The organism is Trinickia symbiotica, from assembly GCF_002934455.1.
Taxonomy (GTDB): Bacteria; Pseudomonadota; Gammaproteobacteria; order Burkholderiales; family Burkholderiaceae; genus Trinickia; species Trinickia symbiotica.
In genome coordinates this window covers 209,085-228,816 of sequence record NZ_PTIR01000004.1, presented here as the reverse complement: position 1 = coordinate 228,816, position 19,732 = coordinate 209,085, and the positions used below count along the sequence as shown (strand labels likewise).

General features: G+C 64.5%; 15 protein-coding genes. 7 read left to right on the top strand and 8 right to left on the bottom strand.

The features are described from left to right. Positions 1–5 precede the first annotated feature (5 nt). From panC to B0G57_RS08800, 3 genes are all read right to left on the bottom strand, one after another. Positions 6–839 carry a pantoate--beta-alanine ligase gene (gene panC / locus B0G57_RS08810; RefSeq protein ID WP_018443109.1) on the bottom strand — a complete coding sequence of 278 codons (834 nt, stop codon included), beginning with the start codon at positions 837–839 and terminating at the stop codon, positions 6–8. Between the two features lie 143 nt (positions 840–982). Beyond that, the gene (locus B0G57_RS08805; RefSeq protein WP_018443108.1) at positions 983–1,852 is read right to left on the bottom strand and encodes a segregation and condensation protein A; all 870 of its coding nucleotides are present in this window, start codon (positions 1,850–1,852) and stop codon (positions 983–985) included. A 2-nt stretch (positions 1,853–1,854) separates the two neighbouring features. Further along, on the bottom strand, positions 1,855–2,040 hold the full coding sequence (locus tag B0G57_RS08800; RefSeq protein ID WP_018443107.1) for a DUF3460 family protein: 186 nt from the start codon (positions 2,038–2,040) through the stop codon (positions 1,855–1,857). Between the two features lie 288 nt (positions 2,041–2,328). Between B0G57_RS08800 and B0G57_RS08795 the strand changes: the two genes are divergently transcribed. Both B0G57_RS08795 and B0G57_RS08790 read left to right on the top strand, forming a co-directional pair. Further along, on the top strand, positions 2,329–4,065 hold the full coding sequence (locus tag B0G57_RS08795) for an autotransporter assembly complex protein TamA (RefSeq protein ID WP_083925785.1): 1,737 nt from the start codon (positions 2,329–2,331) through the stop codon (positions 4,063–4,065). 24 nt (positions 4,066–4,089) lie between these two features. After that, on the top strand, positions 4,090–8,256 hold the full coding sequence (locus B0G57_RS08790; RefSeq protein WP_035469360.1) for a translocation/assembly module TamB domain-containing protein: 4,167 nt from the start codon (positions 4,090–4,092) through the stop codon (positions 8,254–8,256). 25 nt (positions 8,257–8,281) lie between these two features. Here the strand turns inward: B0G57_RS08790 and metG are convergent, their stop codons facing one another. Both metG and B0G57_RS08780 read right to left on the bottom strand, forming a co-directional pair. Next, the gene (gene metG / locus B0G57_RS08785; protein ID WP_018443105.1) at positions 8,282–10,453 is read right to left on the bottom strand and encodes a methionine--tRNA ligase; all 2,172 of its coding nucleotides are present in this window, start codon (positions 10,451–10,453) and stop codon (positions 8,282–8,284) included. A gap of 347 nt (positions 10,454–10,800) precedes the next feature. Further along, a complete protein-coding gene (locus B0G57_RS08780) occupies positions 10,801–11,466 on the bottom strand; it encodes an OmpA family protein (protein WP_018443104.1) in 666 nt (221 codons plus the stop codon). Between the two features lie 284 nt (positions 11,467–11,750). Between B0G57_RS08780 and apbC the strand changes: the two genes are divergently transcribed. The 5 genes from apbC to B0G57_RS08755 all read left to right on the top strand — a co-directional run bounded on the left by apbC (position 11,751) and on the right by B0G57_RS08755 (position 17,340). Continuing rightward, positions 11,751–12,839 (top strand): iron-sulfur cluster carrier protein ApbC, encoded by a 1,089-nt coding sequence (apbC, locus tag B0G57_RS08775; protein ID WP_018443103.1) that lies wholly within the window; start codon positions 11,751–11,753, stop codon positions 12,837–12,839. Positions 12,840–12,975: 136 nt separating this feature from the next. Further along, complete coding sequence (locus tag B0G57_RS08770; RefSeq protein WP_018443102.1) at positions 12,976–13,521, top strand: superoxide dismutase family protein; 546 nt, start codon at positions 12,976–12,978, stop codon at positions 13,519–13,521. Positions 13,522–13,614: 93 nt separating this feature from the next. Next, positions 13,615–14,184, top strand: a complete 570-nt coding sequence (dcd, locus tag B0G57_RS08765; protein WP_018443101.1) for a dCTP deaminase — start codon at positions 13,615–13,617, stop codon at positions 14,182–14,184. Positions 14,185–14,299: 115 nt separating this feature from the next. After that, complete coding sequence (locus B0G57_RS08760; protein WP_018443100.1) at positions 14,300–16,579, top strand: arginine/lysine/ornithine decarboxylase; 2,280 nt, start codon at positions 14,300–14,302, stop codon at positions 16,577–16,579. A gap of 2 nt (positions 16,580–16,581) precedes the next feature. Next, on the top strand, positions 16,582–17,340 hold the full coding sequence (locus tag B0G57_RS08755; protein ID WP_026230117.1) for a lysozyme inhibitor LprI family protein: 759 nt from the start codon (positions 16,582–16,584) through the stop codon (positions 17,338–17,340). A 140-nt stretch (positions 17,341–17,480) separates the two neighbouring features. Here the strand turns inward: B0G57_RS08755 and B0G57_RS30860 are convergent, their stop codons facing one another. From B0G57_RS30860 to B0G57_RS08745, 3 genes are all read right to left on the bottom strand, one after another. Further along, positions 17,481–18,266 carry a hypothetical protein gene (locus B0G57_RS30860; protein WP_146013363.1) on the bottom strand — a complete coding sequence of 262 codons (786 nt, stop codon included), beginning with the start codon at positions 18,264–18,266 and terminating at the stop codon, positions 17,481–17,483. A 267-nt stretch (positions 18,267–18,533) separates the two neighbouring features. Beyond that, the gene (locus B0G57_RS31650; protein WP_018443098.1) at positions 18,534–18,941 is read right to left on the bottom strand and encodes a hypothetical protein; all 408 of its coding nucleotides are present in this window, start codon (positions 18,939–18,941) and stop codon (positions 18,534–18,536) included. Between the two features lie 130 nt (positions 18,942–19,071). Then, positions 19,072–19,623 (bottom strand): hypothetical protein, encoded by a 552-nt coding sequence (locus tag B0G57_RS08745; RefSeq protein ID WP_020566477.1) that lies wholly within the window; start codon positions 19,621–19,623, stop codon positions 19,072–19,074. Positions 19,624–19,732: the final 109 nt, after the last annotated feature.

Below are 19,732 nucleotides of genomic sequence, written 5' to 3'. Positions count from 1 at the left end.
TTTCCTCAGATCTCGAGATTGTCGATGAGGCGCGTCGCGCCCAGCTTGGCGGCGCTGAGCACGACGAGCGGTGCGTCCGTTTCGTGCGCGGCCGGCGCCACGAGGTTCGAGCGTTTGCGCACGGCGATGTAGTCGGGTTTCCAGCCGCGCGCGGCCAGGCTTGCCATCGCCTCACGCTCGAGCTTGCCGAAATCGCGCTCGCCCGCGAGCACGGCCTCGCGCAAACGCGCGAGCGTGACCGCCAACATCGGCGCTTCGGCGCGCTCGGTTTCGCTGAGATAGCGGTTGCGCGAGCTCAGCGCGAGACCGTCCGCGTCGCGCACGGTCTCGGCCGCAATGATGTCCGTCTGCAGCGCGAACTGGTGACACATCCGCCGCACGATCATCAACTGTTGGTAGTCCTTTTTGCCGAAGACCGCCACGCGCGGCTGCACGCAGGCCATCAGCTTCATGACGACCGTGCAGACGCCCGTGAAGAAGCCGGGACGGAACTCGCCCTCGAGGATATCGCCGAGGTCATGCGGCGGGTGCACGCGGTACTCCTGGGGCTCGGGATACATATCGCGCTCGGTCGGCGCGAAGAGAACGTAGACGTTCTCCTTCTCGAGCTTCTCGACGTCGGCCTCGAGTGTGCGCGGATACTTGTCGAAGTCCTCGTTCGGGCCAAACTGCAGACGATTGACGAAGATGCTCGCGACAACCGGGTCGCCGTGCTGGCGCGCCAGCCGCATCAGCGACAGGTGCCCCTCGTGCAAATTGCCCATCGTCGGCACGAACGCCGTACGGTTCTGGCCGCGCAACTGGTCGCGCAATTCCTGGATCGAGCTGATGACTTTCATGATGGCCGGGTTTTCGCGCTGGCGCGAGCGGTTTCAAGGCGCGCCGATTGTAGTGGATTTACTCGTGGGTGGCACTCGAACGCAATGGAACGCTTGAACGCTGGAACGTGCCGCCGGCCGAAACCGCCCCGATGCGCACCGCGTCAAGCAGGAAAGTAAGCGAGCCGCACGTAGATCGGAGCGAATGCCTCCGCCTGCGTAATCTCGATCAGCGATTCACGCGAGAGCTCGAGCATGGCGATGAAATTGACGACGACGACGGGCACGCCGCGCGACACGTCGAAGAGCTCCGAGAACTCCATGAAGCGTGCGTTTTGCAGCCGCCGCAGGATAAGGCTCATGTGCTCGCGCACCGAGAGCTCCTCGCGCGAGATCTTATGGTGCTGCACGAGCTTTGCGCGCTTCAGCACGTCCGCCCAGGCGGCGCGTAGATCGTCCGTCGACACGTCGGGGAAGCGCGGCGCGATGCTTTGCTCGATGTAGACCTGAGCGCGCAGAAAATCGCGCCCGAGCTGCGGCAGGCGATCGAGCTGCTGCGCCGCAAGCTTCATCCGCTCGTATTCGAGCAGGCGTCGCACCAGTTCGGCGCGCGGATCCTCGGCTTCGTCGCCCGTATCGGCTTTCTTGACCGGCAGCAGCATGCGCGACTTGATCTCGATCAGCATCGCCGCCATGAGCAGGTACTCCGACGCGAGCTCGAGGTTCGACTTGCGCAGCTGCTCGACGTAGCCGAGGTATTGCGCCGTCACGTCGGCCATCGGAATGTCGAGAACGTTGAAGTTCTGCTTGCGGATCAGGTAGAGCAAAAGGTCGAGCGGACCTTCGAACGTCTCGAGGAAGATTTCGAGCGCGTCCGGCGGAATGTAGAGGTCCTGCGGCAGCTTGAAGAGCGGCTCGCCGTAAAGGCGCGCAAAAGCGACGCCGTCGACCGTGTCCGGCGTCGTATCGGTGGCTGGCGCGGTCAGCGCCGCTTGCGGCTCACGCGAGCGCTCGACCTCGTCCGCGGCGCTCACGCTCAGAAGTTCTGGTAGTAGACGTACGGCGTCTGATTTACGCGGGAAGCTTGCTGATTGGCGCGCTCTTCGAGATCGACAGGCTGCTTGTCCCAAAGCAGCGCACGGCCGCGCCGCTGTTCCTCTTCGAGCGTGGGCCGCTGCTGCTTCAGTTCATTGAGAAACTTGGTGATATCCGATTGATACATGGCTCGACGATCGCGGAAAATGGGGAAGAGTCGAGATCGGGCGTACCCTCTCGATGAATTGAGATTTTAGCGCATGCGCGGCCAGCCGGAACAACGCGCGGCGAGCGCCGTCCAATCCCGGCGCGCGCCCGGCGCGCCGACAACGAAGGGAGGGCCCGTTTGCGGGACGCCGTAACCGATTCGCCCCGTGGCTCGCGCCGCGTACGCGGGCGCGCCGCGCCGGCCGCGGCGCTCGCGCTCCTCGTGCGGCCCCTGAGGCCCCCGAGGCCCGTGACGCCCACGGGCTGCGTGCGCGGCTGGCTTCTCGCCGCCGCGCTGGGCGGATTGCTCCTCGCGCTATCGGCGCCGGCCGCCGCCCGATACCGCATCGACATCGATGCGCCGCGCTCGGTCCGCAAGCTGCTCCAGCAGCATCTCGATCTGGCGCGCTTCGCCAAGCGGGACGACGTCAGCGACGATCAATTCGAGTTCCTCATTACCGCCACGCCGCAACAGGTGCGCGATCTCGTTGCGACCGACGGTTACTTCTCGCCCGTCGTGCGCACCGACGTGCGAACCGCGGGCGGCAAGCGAAACGTCACCGTGCACGTCGATCCTGGCCCGCGCGCGACCGTTACCTCCGTCGAGCTCGAGTTCGAGGGGCCCGTTTCGACGGAGGCGCCCGCGCGCGAGAACGCGGCGCGTTTCGCCTTTTCGTTGCACGTCGGGGATCCGTTCACGCAATCGGGTTGGAGCGAGGCGAAGGACGCGGCGTTGAAAGCGCTGCAGGCGCGACGCTATCTCGGCGCCAAGATCGCCCGTTCGGAGGCGCGCATCGACCCGCTGCGAAAGTCCGCGGCGCTTTCCGTGACATTCGCGAGCGGGCCGACCTTCACGCTCGGTCCGCTCGACGTTTCCGGCGTGCGCCGCTATCCGGGGTGGATCGTGTCCAACGTCAATCCACTGTCGGTCGGCGAGACCTACAACAGCGATCGCATCGCCGAGCTCCAGCGCCAGCTGCAAAATACGCCGTACTACGCGAGCGTGGCGATCGACATCGACAACGACGTCGACAAGCCGCACGATACGCCGGTCCATGTGAAAGTCAGCGAGTTTCCGTATAACAGCGTGCGCAGCGGCGTAGGCTATGCGACCGATACGGGTGCGCACATCCAGGGAGCCTACTCGTATTTGAACACGTTCGGCGCCGCCTGGCCGTTTTCGGTGCAAGGCCGGCTCGACCAGATCCAGCAATACGGTCAGATTCAGCTCTCGATGCCGCCGGGCAAGCGCGGATGGGTCAACAGCGCGCTCGCCTCGTACACGACGACGAACGTCTCGGGCACGCGCATCTACAGCGCGCGCGCGGGCCTGCAGCGCACGCGCACGTCGCAGTTCATCGACTATGCCTATTCGATCGAGTACTACTCGGACCGGCTCGATCAGAATACGGCGGGCCCAACCACGAGCCATGCGCTCATGCCGCAATGGTCGTGGACGCGCCGACACGTCGACGACCCGCTCTTTCCCCGCTCGGGTAACCTGCTTCATGCGGAAGCCGGGTTCGCGATCAAGGGGCTGCTCTCGGATCAGACGTTTACGCGCGCCTACGCTCGCGGCGAGCAGTATCTGCCGATCGGCAAGCGCGATCTGATGGTGTTCCGAGCCGAGTTCGGCGGCGTATTCACGACGGGCGGCTCGCGCGGCATCCCCGCTTCGCTGCTCTTTCGCGCGGGCGGCTCGAACTCGATCCGCGGCTACGGATTTCAGAGCATCGGCACGACTGTCGACGGCTCGGTCTTGCCGGCGAAATATCTGATGACGGGGACGGCCGAGTATCAGCATTGGTTCTCGCACGACTGGGGCGCAGCCGTGTTTTACGACATCGGCACCGCGACCGACACGTGGCACGACAAGACGTTCTATCCGGGCGTCGGCGTCGGCGCGCGCTGGCGCAGCCCGGTCGGACCGATCAACGTCGACCTCGCCTACGGCATCCGCAACCGGAGCGTGCGGCCGTACCTGACGCTTGGCATCGCTTTTTGAGTTCCCCGGAGCATGACAAACGAATTGCCGCCCTCGCCATCCGCCGCCACGAAGCCGCACGCTCCGCCTTCGCCACCCGGCGGCGCCGCGCCACCTGGGCCGCCAGGGCGGCCCGAACCGCCGCGGCGGCGTCGGCATCGCGCCTTGCGCGCGGCGTTTTGGACGGCCGGCGTCCTCGTGGTCCTCGTCGTGCTCGCCGCGCTCGCGCTCTATGGCGCGCTCACGACCGAGCGAGGAACCCGGCTCGCCTGGCGAGCGGCAGTCGCGGTCGCGGGCGGCCGCTTGTCGGGTACGCTGATCGGCGGCACCCTCGCGACGGGCGTGCAGCTTGCCGACGTCCGTTGGCGCAGCGGCGCGACGACGGCAGCCGAGGCGCCAGCAGCAGCGGCGTCGAGTGCAACGACTGCGTCCGGGCCGGCGGCCGGCGGCACCGACATCCGAATCGATCGCCTGACGGGTCGCTGGGCGCTCACGCACTCGCCGTGGCGCTTCACCGTCGAAGAACTGAGCGCCGGCACGATCGACACGCAGCTCGCGCCGTCCGGCCGCCATGCGCCGCTGAAGCTGCCGACGAACCTCAGGCTGCCGCTCGAGCTCGAGATCCGATCGGTTGCCGTCGACAGGCTGCGCCTTCGGAACGGAACCAGCACGGAGGAGTACGATCGATTGAGGCTGCATGGGCGCAGCGACGGGCGCCATCATGCTCTGTCGCTCGACGGGATCGACACGCCCTACGGCGCGGTCACCGCGGAGCTGTCGCTCGACGGCGTTCGGCCCTTCGCGCTCGCCGGCGACGTCGGCTATGCCGGCAATGTCGACAAAGAGGCGGTGCGGGCAAGCGCGCGTTTATCGGGCACGCTCGAAGCGCTCGCCGCCGATGTCGCCGCGAGCGGCTTCAAGCTCTCGGGCCAAGCGCACGTCGAAGCCGAGCCGTTTGCTGCCGTTCCGTTGAAGCGCGTTGCGCTCTCGTTCGCCCATATCAATCCGCAGGTTTTCAGCGCGGGCGCGCCGTTCGCCGACTTGTCGATCGAGGCGCGGCTCACGCCTGTCGACGGCTCGAGCGGCGCCTCGCTCGTCGTCGCGGGACCGCTTTCCATCGTCAATGCCGCGCCCGGTGCGATCGACGCCAAGTTGTTGCCGCTGATCGACGCCCATGCCGACATCCGGTTCGACGCAAACACCGAGCGCATCGACAACCTGCGCGTGAGGCTCGTGCCCGGCGCGACGCTCACGGGCGGCGGCGTGCTGCACCGTGGGAAGGGTCGTTTGAACCTGCATGCAACGGGGCTCGACGTCAATACGTTCACGCCATACGTGCGGCCCACCGCGTTCGACGGTCCGATCGGCATCTCGCTCGACGGCGGGACGCAGGCGGTCGATTTCGATCTGGCCGACGAGCACGCGCGGCTCGGCGCGCGCGCCGAGGTGACGCTCGACCGAACGCGGATCGCGTTGCAGGGCGTGCGCGTGAGCGCAGGGGCCGGCCGTGTCGAGCTCGACGGCACGCTCGCGCGCGATACACATGAAACCTACAATCTGCGCGCGAAGCTCAGCGATTTCGATCCGCGTTTGCTGATGGCTTCTGCGCACACGACGAAGGCGCACTCGCCAGCGGGCGGTGCGAAGGTGCCCGCAACGGCGACCCGGGGCGCCACAGGCAGACCACCCAAGAAGCTACCGAAATTGCCGGAGGCCCGCGTGACGGGGACGCTGGCGGCGACGGGCGCGCTCGCGCCGGCGTTCGCGACGAAGCTGCGCTTCGAGCTCGGCGACAGCGTCTACGACGGTTTCCCGCTCACGGGCTCGGGCACGGTGCAACTCGTCGGCAACCGGCTGCTGCCGAGCGACGCGGCGGTTTCGATCGCGGGCAACGACGTCGAGCTGCACGGCAGTTTCGGCGGCCGAGGCGACCGGTTGCGCTTTCACGTTGCTGCGCCGAGGCTCGATCGGCTCGGCTTCGGCTTGGGCGGCACGATCGTCGCCGATGGAGATCTGACGGGCACATTGGCCCATCCCGATGCGACGTTGACGTACGACGCGAAGGACGTCGCGTTCGGAGAGAACCGTGTCGGGGCGGCCACGGGCCGCGCGTTGATTCGCGACGGCGCAAACGGGGCACTCGAATTCTCGACGGATGCGCGCGACGTCCATATGAATGCGGGCGACTTCACGAGCCTGTCGGCCCATGCGAGCGGCACGCGCGCAAAGCATACATTCGATGTCGCGGGCAAAGGCACGGTGCGCGGCCGGCCCGTCGACCTGACGCTGGCCGCCTCGGGCGGCTTGCAGGAGACCCCCGGCGGCCCGCGCTGGGACGGCACGGTGACGCGTCTGGCGAACCGCGGCATGCCGTCGCTCGAGCTGCAATCGCCGCTGGCGGTAACGGCGTCGCGCGACCTGATCACGCTCGGCGCGACGCGGCTCGCGCTCGAAGGAGCGCGCTTCGACCTTAAATCGTTCGCGTACGATCGCGGGGCGCTGAGCTCGGCCGGCTCCGCCACGAACCTGTCGATTGGCCGTCTGCTCGCGGTACGCGAGGAATTGACCGGCACGCCGTCGCGCGTGAGAAGCGATCTCGTGCTCGCGGGCGATTGGGACTTCTCGGTCGGCCGCACGGCGCGCGGATATGCGCATATCGATCGCGTCGGCGGCGACCTATCGGTCGATACGGGGCGCGGGGGGCTGGTGCCGCTCGGGATCACGGCGCTCAGCGCCCGCGTGGAAGCGAGCGGCGGCACACGGATCACGGCGACCCTGCACGCCGCGGCAAGCCGGGTCGGCAAGGCCGATGCCAATGCGAGCGTGCCGCTCGCGCCCGACGCGGCGCGCGGCGGCTTGCTCCGTGTCAGCGCCGATGCGCCGCTTGCCGGCGCGGTGACGGCCGACGTCCCGTCGCTGACAACGACGGGCGGCCTCATCGGCCCGAGCTACCTGCTCGACGGCCATCTTGCGCTGAAATTGACGCTCGCCGGCACCGCGGCGAAACCGGCCGTTTCGGGCTCGCTGACAGGCGACGGCCTTTCGGCGACATGGGTGGACCAGGGCGTACAACTGAAGGATGGCGTGGTGCGCGTGGCGCTTTCGAACAATCTCGTCGAATTTCGGCAGGTCGAGTTCCACGGCGGCAAGGGCACCCTGCGCGCGACGGGGCGCATCGGGCTCGATCGTGCCGAGCCCGATCTGACAGCGCAAATCGTCGCGGACAAGCTCGAGCTGTTCGCCGCACCCGATCGACAGCTCTCGCTCTCGGGCAGCGCGACGGTCGCCAATGGCGGCCCCGAAGGCGGGATGGACATCAACGGCAAATTCAAGGTGGATCGTGCCCACTTCGATATGCCCGAGCGGCCGGCGCCGAAGTTGTCGGACGATGTCGTGATCGTACGCGACAACGGGGGCCGGCCGAGCGGCGGCAATGCAACGCGCGCGTCGTCCGACACGACGCAATCGATGAACAAGCCCGTCGGCCGTTTCGCGCCGCGCGCCAACATCGATATCGATCTGGGCTCCGATTTCCGCTTCCGCGGCCAGGGCGCCGATCTCGGCCTGCGCGGCACGGTGACGCTGATGTCGGCGCCTTTGAAGCCGCTGCGGGCGATCGGCAACGTGCGCGTGACCGAAGGCTCGACTTACACGACGTTCGGCCGCAAGCTCGCGATCGAGAACGGGTTCTTCACGTTCAACGGCCCCGTGGCCAATCCCGGCATCAACATCCTGGCGATGCGGCGCAACCAGGACGTCGAAGCGGGGGTACAGGTCACCGGCACGGTCGGCGCACCGGTCGCCAAGCTCGTCTCCGAGCCGAACGTGCCCGACGACGAAAAGCTCTCGTGGCTGCTGTTCGGGCATGGGACCGATCAGGGCAACAACCTCGGCCAGCAAAGCACGATGACGACGGCGCTCGCACTGCTCGGCAGCGCGACGGGCAAGCGCGTCGCGCAAACGGTCGGTCTCGACGAGGTCTCGGTGGGACGCAGCGAGGTAGGCCTGACGGACCCGCAGGTCGTGATGCTCTCGAAGGCGATCACCGAGCGGCTCGTGCTCGGCTATGAGCAGGGGCTGCAGTCAGCGAGCAATGCCTTCAAGGCGACCGTGAACCTGTCCCGCTTCTGGTCCATTTCCGCTTACGGCGGCACGTTCGAGGGCGTCGACATCAGCTTCAGCCGCCGTTTCGACGGCTTCTGGTCGCGCTAGGGCCGATAAGCAGGGCGAGCAGGCCCTAACGCACGCGCATGCCCGGCCGCGCGCCGCTGTGCGGCTCGAGGATGTATAGGCCGGGCTCGGCTTTTTCGTCGGCAGCGGAGGCCGCGAGCACCATCCCTTCGGAGACGCCGAACTTCATCTTGCGCGGGGCGAGGTTCGCGACCATCACCGTCAGCTTGCCGACGAGATCTTCGGGGCGATACGCCGACTTGATGCCCGAGAAGACGTTGCGCGTCTTCCCCTCGCCGACGTCGAGCGTGAGCTGGAGCAGCTTGTCTGAGCCTTCCACGGCCTTGCAATCGACGATGAGCGCCACGCGCAGATCGATCTTGGCGAAATCGTCGATGCTGATGACGCCGTCCGCGTTCGCGCTCGCGACGGTCGCCTCGGCCTTGGCGCCTTTCGCGCCCTTTCCGTTGGCCTGCTGAGCCTTGCCGGCCTCGGCGGGCTGACCGCTTTGCTCAGCGGGCGCGCCGTTCGCGGGCAGCAGGCTTTGGCGATTCGCCGCGACGAGCGCTTCGATCTGCTTCGCGTCGACGCGCGTCATCAGATGCTTGTAAGCGTTGATCGGCCGTTCGGACGAGAGCGGCCGAGCGGCGTCGGCCCAGACGAGCGGCGCCACCCCGAGGAACGTTTCGACGTTCTCGGCGAGCACCGGCAGCACGGGTTTCAGTGCGATCGAGAGCAGGCGGAACGCTTCGATGCTGACGCTCACCGTCTCGTGCAGCGCAACGGCGTTCGCCGGGTCTTTCGCCTGATCCCAGGGCTTCGCTGTGTCGACATAGGTATTGACGGCGTCCGCCAACTCCATCGTCTGGCGGATGGCGCGGCTGTACTCGCGCGCTTCGTAATGCGCGGCGATCTGCGGCAGTGCCGCGCGCAACGTGTCGAGCAGCGGATGGCGCATCGCGCTGTCCTGCACGCGTCCGTCGAACCGCTTCGTCAGAAACCCGGCCGCGCGGCTCGCGATGTTGACGTACTTGCCGACGATGTCGCTGTTCACGCGCGCCTGGAAGTCCTCGAGGTTGAGGTCGATGTCTTCCATCGTCGAGTTCAACTTGGCGGCGAGGTAGTAGCGCAGCCATTCGGGGTTCAGGCCCGTTTCCACGTAGCTCGACGCGGTGATGAAGGTGCCGCGCGACTTCGACATCTTCGCGCCGTCGACGGTCAGGAAACCGTGGGCGAAGACATTCGTCGGCGTGCGGTGCCCCGAGAACTCGAGCATCGCGGGCCAAAAGAGCGTATGAAAATAGAGGATATCCTTGCCGATGAAGTGATACTGCTCGGCGTCGGAGCCTTTGCAGATCCAGCTCTCGAAGTCGAGCCCCTTGCGCGCGGCCAGGTTCTTGAAGCTCGCGTAATAGCCGACCGGCGCGTCGAGCCAGACGTAGAAGTACTTGCCCGGCGCCCCGGGGATCTCGAAGCCGAAATAGGGCGCATCTCGCGAGATGTCCCAGTCGGCGAGCTTGGCCTCGCCTGCCTCGCCGAGCCACTCCCTCATCTTGTTCGTGGCCTCGGGCTGCGCGAGGCCGCTAACCCATCTGCGCAGGAACGCTTCGCAGCGCGGATCGGAAAGCCGGAAAAAGTAATGTGTCGACGTCCTGCGCACCGGCGTCGCGCCCGAGACGACCGAGTACGGGTTGATGAGGTCCGTCGGCTGATAGGTCGAGCCGCAGACTTCGCAACTGTCGCCGTACTGGTCCTTGGCGCCGCACTTCGGGCACTCGCCTTTGATGAAGCGGTCCGGCAGGAACATCTCTTTGACGGGGTCGTACGCCTGCTCTATCTCGCGCGCATCGATGAACCCGGCGTCCCTCAGAGCGAGGTAGATCGACTCGGACAACTCGCGGTTCTCTTCTGACTCGGTCGAGTAGTAGTTGTCGTACGAGATGTGAAAGCTCGCGAAGTCACGCTGGTGCTCGCGCGCCACGCGCTCGATCAGCGCGGCGGGCGTGATGCCCTCCTTTTCGGCGGACAGCATGATCGGCGTGCCATGGGCATCGTCGGCGCAGACGTAGTAGACCTCATATCCGTGCATTCGCAGGGCGCGGACCCAGATATCGGTCTGGACGTGCTCGACCATGTGGCCGAGGTGGATCTGTCCGTTCGCGTAAGGCAAGGCGGACGTGACGAGAATCCGGCGGCGCGGTGCGTCGGTGCTGGCGGCGAATGGGGCGTGCGATGTCATCTGCGTTTCGGGACGGACTGCCGGTGCAAGGGGAAGCAGCGATTTTAACAGGCGGGGCACGCTTCATCGTGCCAGCGGCCGACGGCGGGCGATTCGCGCGGCACGGGGCAAAAGGCACGAGGCAAAAAAAACCGGGGCAATCGCCCCGGAGCAACAACGACAAGAGGAGAATGGTGACGCGGCTGGCTCGCGCCAACCACGTACCAATTCTAGTGACAGCGAATCGCTCGGCGAGTTCGAAATTTTTTTCGATTCGTTTACCGGCAGATTCCGGGCGGCTTCCGCGCCCGTCCGACGGGGCTCCCAGCCGATGTCGGCAGCGCCCCGCGGCCTCCCCTCGTTAATCCTTACTGGTAACGAGGTTGTTGACCGGGCTGAGCCGTCGCACGCAAATAGATTTCGACACGGCGATTTTGGGCACGACCCGCGTCGGTATTGTTGTCGGCGACCGGATTGTTCTCGCCGTAGCCCTGCGCGGCCAGGCGATTGGGCGAAATGCCGTGCTGGGTCAGATAAGTGGCCACGCTCTGGGCGCGATTCACCGAAAGCGTCTGGTTGTACTGAGGGCTGCCCGTGCTGTCGGTATATCCGCGAACCTCGGCGACGAGCTCGGGATGCTGCTGCATCTGCGTCGACAGCTCGTTCAGCGTCGGGTAGAGCGCCGGGTTGATCTGGTAGCTGTTCGTCGCGAACGTGACGTTGCTCGGAATGTTCAGCTTGAGCGAGCCGTCCGGCTGCTCGCTGACCTGCGTGCCCGTTCCCCTCGACGCCCCCGAGAGTCGGTTGCGGATCGCGTCCCACTTGTAGCCCGTGATGCCGCCGAGCAGCGCACCGGCGCCGGCGCCGATGGCCGCCCCCTTGCCGCCGCCCGCCAGCGCGCCGATCACGGCGCCCACGCCGGCACCGGCGCCCGTGCCGTAGGCGGCGTTCGTCTGGTCTTGCGACGCGCAGCCGGCGACGAGCGCGCCGACCACGGTCAACACTGCCAGGCGGGTCACTGTTTTCGCTTGCATTTTTCAGGTCCTCTCATAAAAACGTGTCGGAACGGCGTAACCGTGCCGCGCGCGAGCGTCAGCCGACGCCCGCGGCGCGAACCACTACAATAGCGTTTATGCGGCCGGATGCGGCCCCACGGTGTGCCGACGCGAAGGTGCCCCTCGGGCCTGTTTTTGGCAATGGCGCGCAACATTTTTTTTCAATTTTCCGCTTAACGGCGAGCGGGGCGCCGGTCGCCGCAATGCGAGCGCTGCCGATCCGCCCGTTCGCCGCAAGCCGTTTCCTTTCCGGAGTCGTCTCAATGAGCATTGATCGGGCCTTGGTCGACGCTGCCCTCGCGGCCGTCACGGACCCCAACACGGGCCGCCCGTTCTCGGCAGCGAAAGGCGTCAGGAACGTCACGATAGACGGCACGACGGTGCGTGCCGAAGTCGTCCTCGGCTACCCCGCCAAAACGCGGCATGAGTCGCTGCGCGCGCTCGTCGAGGGCGAGCTGCGCAAAGTGCCCGGCGTCGAGCGGGCCGAGGTCGCGATCTCGCAGTCGATCGTCGCCCATGCCGTGCAGCGCGGCGTCAAGCTGCTGCCGAACGTCAAGAACATCGTCGCCGTGGCCTCGGGCAAGGGCGGCGTCGGCAAGAGCACGACAGCCGTCAACCTGGCGCTCGCGCTCGCGAGCGAAGGCGCGTCGGTGGGCCTGCTCGACGCCGACATCTACGGGCCGTCGATCCCGACGATGCTCGGCATTCATGACCGGCCCGACTCGCCGGACGGCCAGTCGATGAATCCGCTCGAAGGCTACGGGGTGCAGGCGAATTCGATCGGCTTTCTCGTCGAGCAGGACAACCCGATGGTCTGGCGCGGTCCGATGGTGACCTCGGCGCTCGAGCAGCTCCTCAGGCAGACGAACTGGCGCGAGCTCGACTATCTGATCGTCGACATGCCGCCCGGCACGGGCGATATCCAGCTCACGCTCGCGCAGCGCGTGCCCGTGACCGGGGCGGTCATCGTGACGACGCCGCAAGACATCGCGCTCATCGATGCGAAGAAGGGCTTGAAGATGTTCGAGAAGGTCGGCGTGCCGATTCTCGGCATCGTCGAGAACATGAGCATCCATATCTGCTCGAATTGCGGCCATGCGGAGCACATCTTCGGCGCGGGCGGTGCCGAGCGGATGGCGGGCGACTACGGCGTCGAGCTGCTCGGCAGCCTGCCGCTCGATATCGCGATCCGGGAGCAGGCGGACAGCGGGCGCCCGACCGTCGTTGCGGAGCCCGACGGGCGCGTTGCCGAGACCTATCGCGAGATCGCCCGCAAGGTCGCGATCCATATCGCCGAGCGCGCGCGCGACATGACGTCGAAGTTCCCGAGCATCGTCGTGCAGAACACCTGAGCGCGGTTGCGCCCCGGCCGTTCGGACATGCCGCGCGCGTGCGCCGCGCGTCGCGGTATCATGTCGCCTTCGCTTGAGTCCGGCATGGCGGTGCCCGCGTGAGACGTGTAGGGTACGCGGCCGGCGTGAGGATCGCATGAGAGAACGAACCGACGGGCGGTGCGCGCATGCGCTGAGCGTCCTCGCCTGCATCGGCCTGCTGGGTCTGATGGGCGCGACGCTCGCTGGCTGCACCGCTTTTTTCGGACCCCACGAAAAGCGCGCGAACGCGCAACTGCTCCCGACCGTCGGCAACACGGCGCGCGGCTCCGTCACGTTCATCGAACGCTCGGATGGCGTCCAGGTCACCTATAACCTGACCGGCCTGCCGGCCAACAGCGATCATGCGCTGCAAGTGCACGAGCGCGGCGATTGCAACGCGGCGGACGGCTCGAGCGCGGGCGCCGTGTTCGCGCCGGCGGCATCGAGGCTCCGGGCGGGCGTGCGCGTGGAGGGCGATCTCGGCAACATCCATGCGGATGCCACGGGCGTGGCGACGGGGTTCATCGTCGCCCCGGATCTGGCGCTCGATGGCGTGCGCTCGGTGATCGGCCGTTCCGTGCTGATTCACCGCGAACCGGACGATCCGGCGTTCCCCGATCACAGTGTCGGTCCGGCGCTTGCCTGCGGCACCATCCGGTAGCGGGCGCGGCAGTGAACGACGGGCGGCGGACGCCGCGAGGCGATTGAAACCAGCGAGCAGTGAAAGGCAGTCTCCGAGGCTAACCACACCTTTATGACAATCAAATCCGACAAGTGGATTCGGCGCATGGCCGAAGAGCACAAGATGATCGAGCCGTTCACGGCCGATCAGGTGCGCACGGCCGAGGACGGCCGCAAGATCGTGAGCTACGGCACGTCGAGCTACGGGTACGACATTCGCTGCGCGGACGAATTCAAGATCTTCACGAACATCAATACGACGATCGTCGACCCGAAGAACTTCGACGAAAAATCGTTCGTCGATTTCAAGGGCGACGTCTGCATCATTCCGCCGAACTCGTTCGCGCTCGCGCGCACGGTCGAGTACTTCCGGATTCCGCGCAATGTGTTGACGGTGTGTCTCGGCAAGTCCACGTATGCGCGTTGCGGAATCATCGTCAACGTGACGCCGTTCGAGCCCGAGTGGGAAGGCTATGTGACGCTCGAGTTCTCGAACACGACGCCGCTGCCGGCGAAGATCTACGCGAACGAGGGTGTCGCACAGGTGCTCTTCTTCGAGAGCGACGAGGTGTGCGAGGTCTCGTACGCGGACCGCGGCGGCAAGTACCAGGGGCAGCACGGCGTCACGCTGCCGAAGACGTAACGCGTCGTCCGTCATACTGTTGACGCATAGCGGCGAGAAGCTGTCGGGTTGTTCGAGCGACCGCTCGGCACGGAGCTGAAACCGGGCCGGCGGTCCTTGTTTTTGGAGATGGTTCATGAAGTTTCGTTTCCCCGTCGTCATCATCGACGAAGACTTTCGCTCCGAGAACATCTCGGGTTCCGGCATCCGGGCGCTCGCCGAGGCGATCCAGGGCGAGGGTGTCGAGGTGCTGGGGCTGACTAGCTATGGTGACCTCACCTCGTTCGCGCAGCAGTCGAGCCGCGCGTCGTGCTTCATCCTGTCGCTCGACGACGACGAGCTGATGCTCGGCGAGACCGGACCTGACGGCGAGCTGCCCGAGCTCGCGACGGCGATCATCGAGCTGCGCGCGTTCGTGACTGAAGTGCGGCGCCGCAACGCGGACATCCCTATCTTTCTCTACGGCGAGACGCGCACCTCGCGCCATCTGCCGAACGACATCCTGCGCGAGCTGCACGGCTTCATTCACATGTTCGAGGACACACCCGAGTTCGTCGCCCGCCATATCGTGCGCGAAGCGAAGGTCTACCTCGATTCGCTTGCGCCGCCGTTCTTCAAGGAGCTCGTCAAATACGCGGACGAAGGCTCGTACTCGTGGCACTGCCCGGGCCACTCGGGCGGTGTCGCGTTCCTGAAGAGCCCGCTCGGCCAGATGTTCCACCAGTTCTTCGGCGAGAACATGCTGCGCGCCGACGTCTGCAACGCCGTCGACGAGCTGGGGCAGCTGCTCGATCATATCGGCCCAGTGGCGGCGTCCGAGCGCAACGCCGCGCGGATCTTCAGCGCGGACCATCTGTTTTTCGTAACGAACGGCACGTCGACGTCGAACAAGATCGTCTGGCATGCGACGGTGGCGCCGGGCGACATCGTCGTCGTCGATCGCAACTGTCACAAGTCGATCCTCCATGCGATCACGATGACGGGCGCGATTCCCGTGTTCCTCACGCCGACGCGCAACAACTTCGGCATCATCGGGCCGATTCCGCTCGACGAGTTCAGGCCCGAGAATATCCGCAAGAAGATCCAGGCGAATCCGTTCGCGCGCGAGGCGCTCGAGAAGAACCCGCGCCTGAAGCCGAGGATTCTCACGATCACGCAAAGCACTTACGACGGCGTCGTCTACAACGTCGAGATGATCAAGGAACTGCTCGGCGACTTCCTCGATACGCTGCACTTCGACGAGGCCTGGTTGCCGCACGCCGAATTCCATCCGTTCTACAAGGACATGCACGCGATCGGCGCGGGACGCCCGCGCACGGGCGCGCTCGTCTTCGCGACGCATTCGACGCACAAGCTGCTCGCCGGGATCTCGCAGGCTTCGCAAATCGTCGTGCAGGATTCGGCCGACGGTGCCTTCGATCGGCACCGCTTCAACGAGGCGTATCTGATGCATACGTCGACGAGCCCGCAATACGCGATCATCGCCTCGTGCGACGTAGCCGCCGCGATGATGGAGCCCCCGGGCGGCACGGCGCTCGTCGAGGAATCGATCGCCGAGGCACTCGATTTCCGGCGCGCGATGCGCAAGGTCGACGCCGAGTACGGCGACGATTGGTTCTTCCAGGTCTGGGGGCCGGAGGCGCTCGCCGAGGAGGGGATCGGCTCGCGCGAGGACTGGGTGCTTCGCGCGAATGATCCGTGGCATGGTTTCGGGCCGCTCGCCGAGGGCTTCAACATGCTCGATCCGATCAAGGCGACGATCGTGACACCGGGCCTCGATCTGGCGGGCGATTTCGGCGAGACGGGCATTCCGGCCGCGATCGTGACGAGGTATCTGGCCGAGCACGGCATCATCGTCGAGAAGACGGGCCTTTACTCGTTCTTCATCATGTTCACGATCGGCATCACGAAGGGCCGCTGGAACTCGATGGTGACGGAGCTGCAGCAGTTCAAGGACGACTACGACGGCAACCAGCCGCTCTGGCGCGTGCTGCCGGAATTCGTCGCGCAGCATCCCGCTTACGAGCGCATGGGCCTGCGCGATCTGTGTCAGGCGATTCACAGCGTCTACCGCGCAAACGACATCGCGCGGCTTACGACCGAGATGTATCTCTCGAACATGGAGCCCGCGATGAAGCCGTCCGATGCGTTCGCGAAGCTCGCGCATCGCGAGATCGACCGCGTGCCGATCGACGAGCTCGAAGGGCGCGTCACCAGCGTGTTGCTGACGCCCTATCCGCCCGGCATTCCGCTTTTGATTCCGGGCGAGCGGTTCAACAAGACGATCGTCAGCTACCTTAAGTTCGCGCGCGATTTCAACGAGCGCTTCCCCGGGTTTTCGACCGATATTCACGGGCTCGTTGCCGAACCGGTCAACGGGCGCTTCGAGTATTTCGTCGATTGCGTGCGGACCTGACGATGAGTGTTGCCGACCGAAGCTTCGGCCGCGCGCTGTTGACAGTTGCCGCGGCCGTCGCCGTTCTTTACGGCGCTGCCATACCCACCCTCGGGCGCGCGGAAGCCGCGCCCGCGGACCCGATCGATACGGCGATGCGCGCTTGCCTCGCGCGGGCCGATCGTTCGACGCCCGCGGGCCAGGCGCAATGCATGGACGCGGCGCGCGCTTCGTGGGAGGCGGCGATCGATTCCGCTTACCGGTCGATTATCGCCAATGCGCCGGACAAGGCACGGCGCGGCTGGCAGGAGAGCCAGAAGCGGTGGCTGACTTGGCGCGAGCAGGAGGCATCGCTCGTGCATGCCGTATTTGCCACGACAGACGGCTCGTCGTACCTGATCGCCGAAGCGAACGTGCTATTGCAGCCCGTGCGCGATCGTGCGTTGCAACTGCGGCGCGCGGCGGCGCAGTTTCAGGCGCAGGCGACGGGCGTGGCGGCCAGTGCTTCCGATCCCAAGTCGGAGAAGAAGTCTTCGCGTATGCGGTCTTGCACGGCCGATGCTGCGTGCGAGCATGCGCTATTCGATTTGAATCGCTACGTGCATCGGCTGCGCGTTAAGTTGCCGGCGCAGTCGCGCACCGTACTGACGCGCGCGCAACGCGCTTGGCGCAGCTATTTCGATGCGACCGCGGGGCTCGGGTCGGAAACCGATCGCGTCGATCTGATCGGCGGGCGCGTCGCGACGTTCAAGCGGTTGTCGGATACGGTGGGGGGGGATTGAGGAGAAGGTGTTGCCAGTAGCCGCCCCTCAAACACTGTGTCCGAGTGGTACTGCAAATCTGGGCTACTGGCTTTTCGTCCAGACTTGCTAGTCAGCGATTGGCGCTCGAGAATCTCTTCTGTTGCTGCCTAATCTCGTCCCTATCGGGGAAAGTGCAAGTCGCTTGGCCGTGTTCCTGCTGGCAGCGTAACGCGATGGTCCGGAACGTTAGCGTCGGGGTTCGGCCAGTGTGACCAGACCACGTCCAAACTTTTATCCAGAGTTACGGCTGTCCATGTCCCCGAGCTACCTTGCCGCGGAACGCTAACGTGCGGCGGAAGGTGAGGTGGCTGAACGCCGGCAGTTGGCGAGACTGGATTTCTCCCAAGCGTTAAGCTGCTTGTATCGATTTTGCTGAAATCGAAGTTCGGTATTTCCGCTTCCGGCGGTAGCACGGCGATACCCTGACGAGAAGTGGCGAGGACCAAACCGCCATCTTTCATTTTCATGATTGTGGCTAGGCCTAACCGAGGATCGTAAAATTTTTCCTGGAACCGATCTCCGTTCCAAATTCGATCATGCGTCTGGTTGTTGTTATCGATCCAATGCTGCTCTGCCAGTGGTGAATTGATGTCTGCAGAGGCATGGATCTCCTCGTAATACTTTCCATCCGGACGGACGACTTTTTCGTGCAATCGACCCGCTGAATCAACGAACTGTTCTTGATTGTTTGATGGGCGTATTTTTATCACGTCGTATTCAACCAAGTGGCCGAATTCGTCCCATGTCGCAGACTCCTTGAGCGTCCCGTCTGGATGGTAATTGAATACTGTTGAGCTGCCGTCCGCATTGAACATTCCGCGTACAGCATCTCGATTAAATTTACTGTAATCGATTTCAACTTTACTGTGGCCGCTGCCTGCATAACGTGGTAAGCCGCTTTGCATAATTTCTCCAGACGCGCTGGCGATTTTTATGCCGCCTGTATAATGTTGCAGGCTGGTTTGTATGCTTTCTTCCGATGCGTTAGTGACGATTGTTTCTAAAAATAGTGGTTTGAAATTAGTTATCGTTCTTTTGACAATTGGCCAGAGATACCGACTTGCAATGCGTCTAGATTGTTGAGCAGCGACTTGATGTGTGCCGCCCGCTCCCTCGACTTGTCGGCCAGTGCTCCAATATCATCCGCAATCTTTCGCAGTGCCTCTCCCGCTTCAGTGGAAAGCTTTGCAGCATATTTTGTGGCAGTTTCTTGCGCCGCGGTGCTTGCAATTTCTTGATGATCGATTCTTATTGACATTTTTTGCTCTGATTTGTTTAAAAATTAGGATAAATACGATAAGCGTGATTCCGATCGTCCACCACCATACGAGCCATTGCTTGACGTCGGAAAGCAGTTCGGTCGCGCTCTCGATGCAGGCTCTCACCGCCGAATCAGAGACGAGATCGCCCGAGTAGTCCGACAGGTTGCGCTGTTTGCGCAAAGCATCAAGCACGATGACCCCCTCCGCGGAAAGACCGACCGTCTTTGACAGCGTTTGAATCGCCGTCTGATGATGTCCGGAGCGACTCGTCAAAGTACGGTAGCCGTGCGCGTGCAGTGCCAACATCGCCAATTGCATGACAGCTTTATATGCAGCATCGAATCAATTTTCGCTGCTGAGGCCAGCTAGCCTCGCGTCGGCCAGATTCCGTTCGGCTGCGGCGAGAAATCTGGCAACGTGTCCGCGGTCGGGTTGAACGGCGTCGAGGCTAACGCCGAGCAAGTTCTGCAATGTCATGGTCATTACCAATCAGAAAGATTTTTGGTTTGCCCATGACATCTATCAGAAACGGCTCCAGATTACGTATAGCGTCGGTCCATTCGGACGGAGTCAGCACCTTTGGGTTGATCTCGCGACCGATGGTGGTTTGCGCCTCGTACAGTGCACGCACGGCATCGGCGAAGCTGATTGAGCCGATGATCATGACATCGACATCGCTGGCCGCGCTTTCTCGGGCGCGCGCGACTGATCCATAGATGAATGCAGCTTCGATTCCCTTCGACAGTGGGGCCAGCGCTTCGGCCAATACGTCCGCAAGCCCGGCTGTCTTGCGCATGATGCTCGCCAACTCCTCGTAAATCGGCGAGCTCCGGTTGGCGCAGTAGAGAATTTGATTGCCTCTTCGTTCGCGGCTGAGAATGCCCGCGTCGCCGAGCTTGCTCAGCTCCTTGTGAAGCGTTCCAGCGACGGTCCCCGTCAAACGAGCAATCTCGCGAACGTGATATGCCTTCTCAGGATGCAGCAGCAGGAGGCTCAGCACGCGGCGGCGGTAGTGGCTAAAAAGGACGTCCGAGGGTCTCTGTAGCATGATCGGCTACAAATGTAGCACATTTAGCTACGAATTCACGAGAAACGATACTGTCGCCGCA

Coding starts and splice junctions, on each gene's coding strand:
- panC (WP_018443109.1), bottom strand. CDS start 839: ATGAAAGTCATCAGCTCGATCCAGGAATTGCGCGACCAGTTGCGCGGC.
- B0G57_RS08800 (WP_018443107.1), bottom strand. CDS start 2,040: ATGTATCAATCGGATATCACCAAGTTTCTCAATGAACTGAAGCAGCAG.
- metG (WP_018443105.1), bottom strand. CDS start 10,453: ATGACATCGCACGCCCCATTCGCCGCCAGCACCGACGCACCGCGCCGC.
- B0G57_RS08780 (WP_018443104.1), bottom strand. CDS start 11,466: ATGCAAGCGAAAACAGTGACCCGCCTGGCAGTGTTGACCGTGGTCGGC.
- apbC (WP_018443103.1), top strand. CDS start 11,751: ATGAGCATTGATCGGGCCTTGGTCGACGCTGCCCTCGCGGCCGTCACG.
- B0G57_RS08770 (WP_018443102.1), top strand. CDS start 12,976: ATGAGAGAACGAACCGACGGGCGGTGCGCGCATGCGCTGAGCGTCCTC.
- dcd (WP_018443101.1), top strand. CDS start 13,615: ATGACAATCAAATCCGACAAGTGGATTCGGCGCATGGCCGAAGAGCAC.
- B0G57_RS08760 (WP_018443100.1), top strand. CDS start 14,300: ATGAAGTTTCGTTTCCCCGTCGTCATCATCGACGAAGACTTTCGCTCC.
- B0G57_RS08755 (WP_026230117.1), top strand. CDS start 16,582: ATGAGTGTTGCCGACCGAAGCTTCGGCCGCGCGCTGTTGACAGTTGCC.
- B0G57_RS30860 (WP_146013363.1), bottom strand. CDS start 18,266: ATGCAAAGCGGCTTACCACGTTATGCAGGCAGCGGCCACAGTAAAGTT.
- B0G57_RS31650 (WP_018443098.1), bottom strand. CDS start 18,941: ATGCAATTGGCGATGTTGGCACTGCACGCGCACGGCTACCGTACTTTG.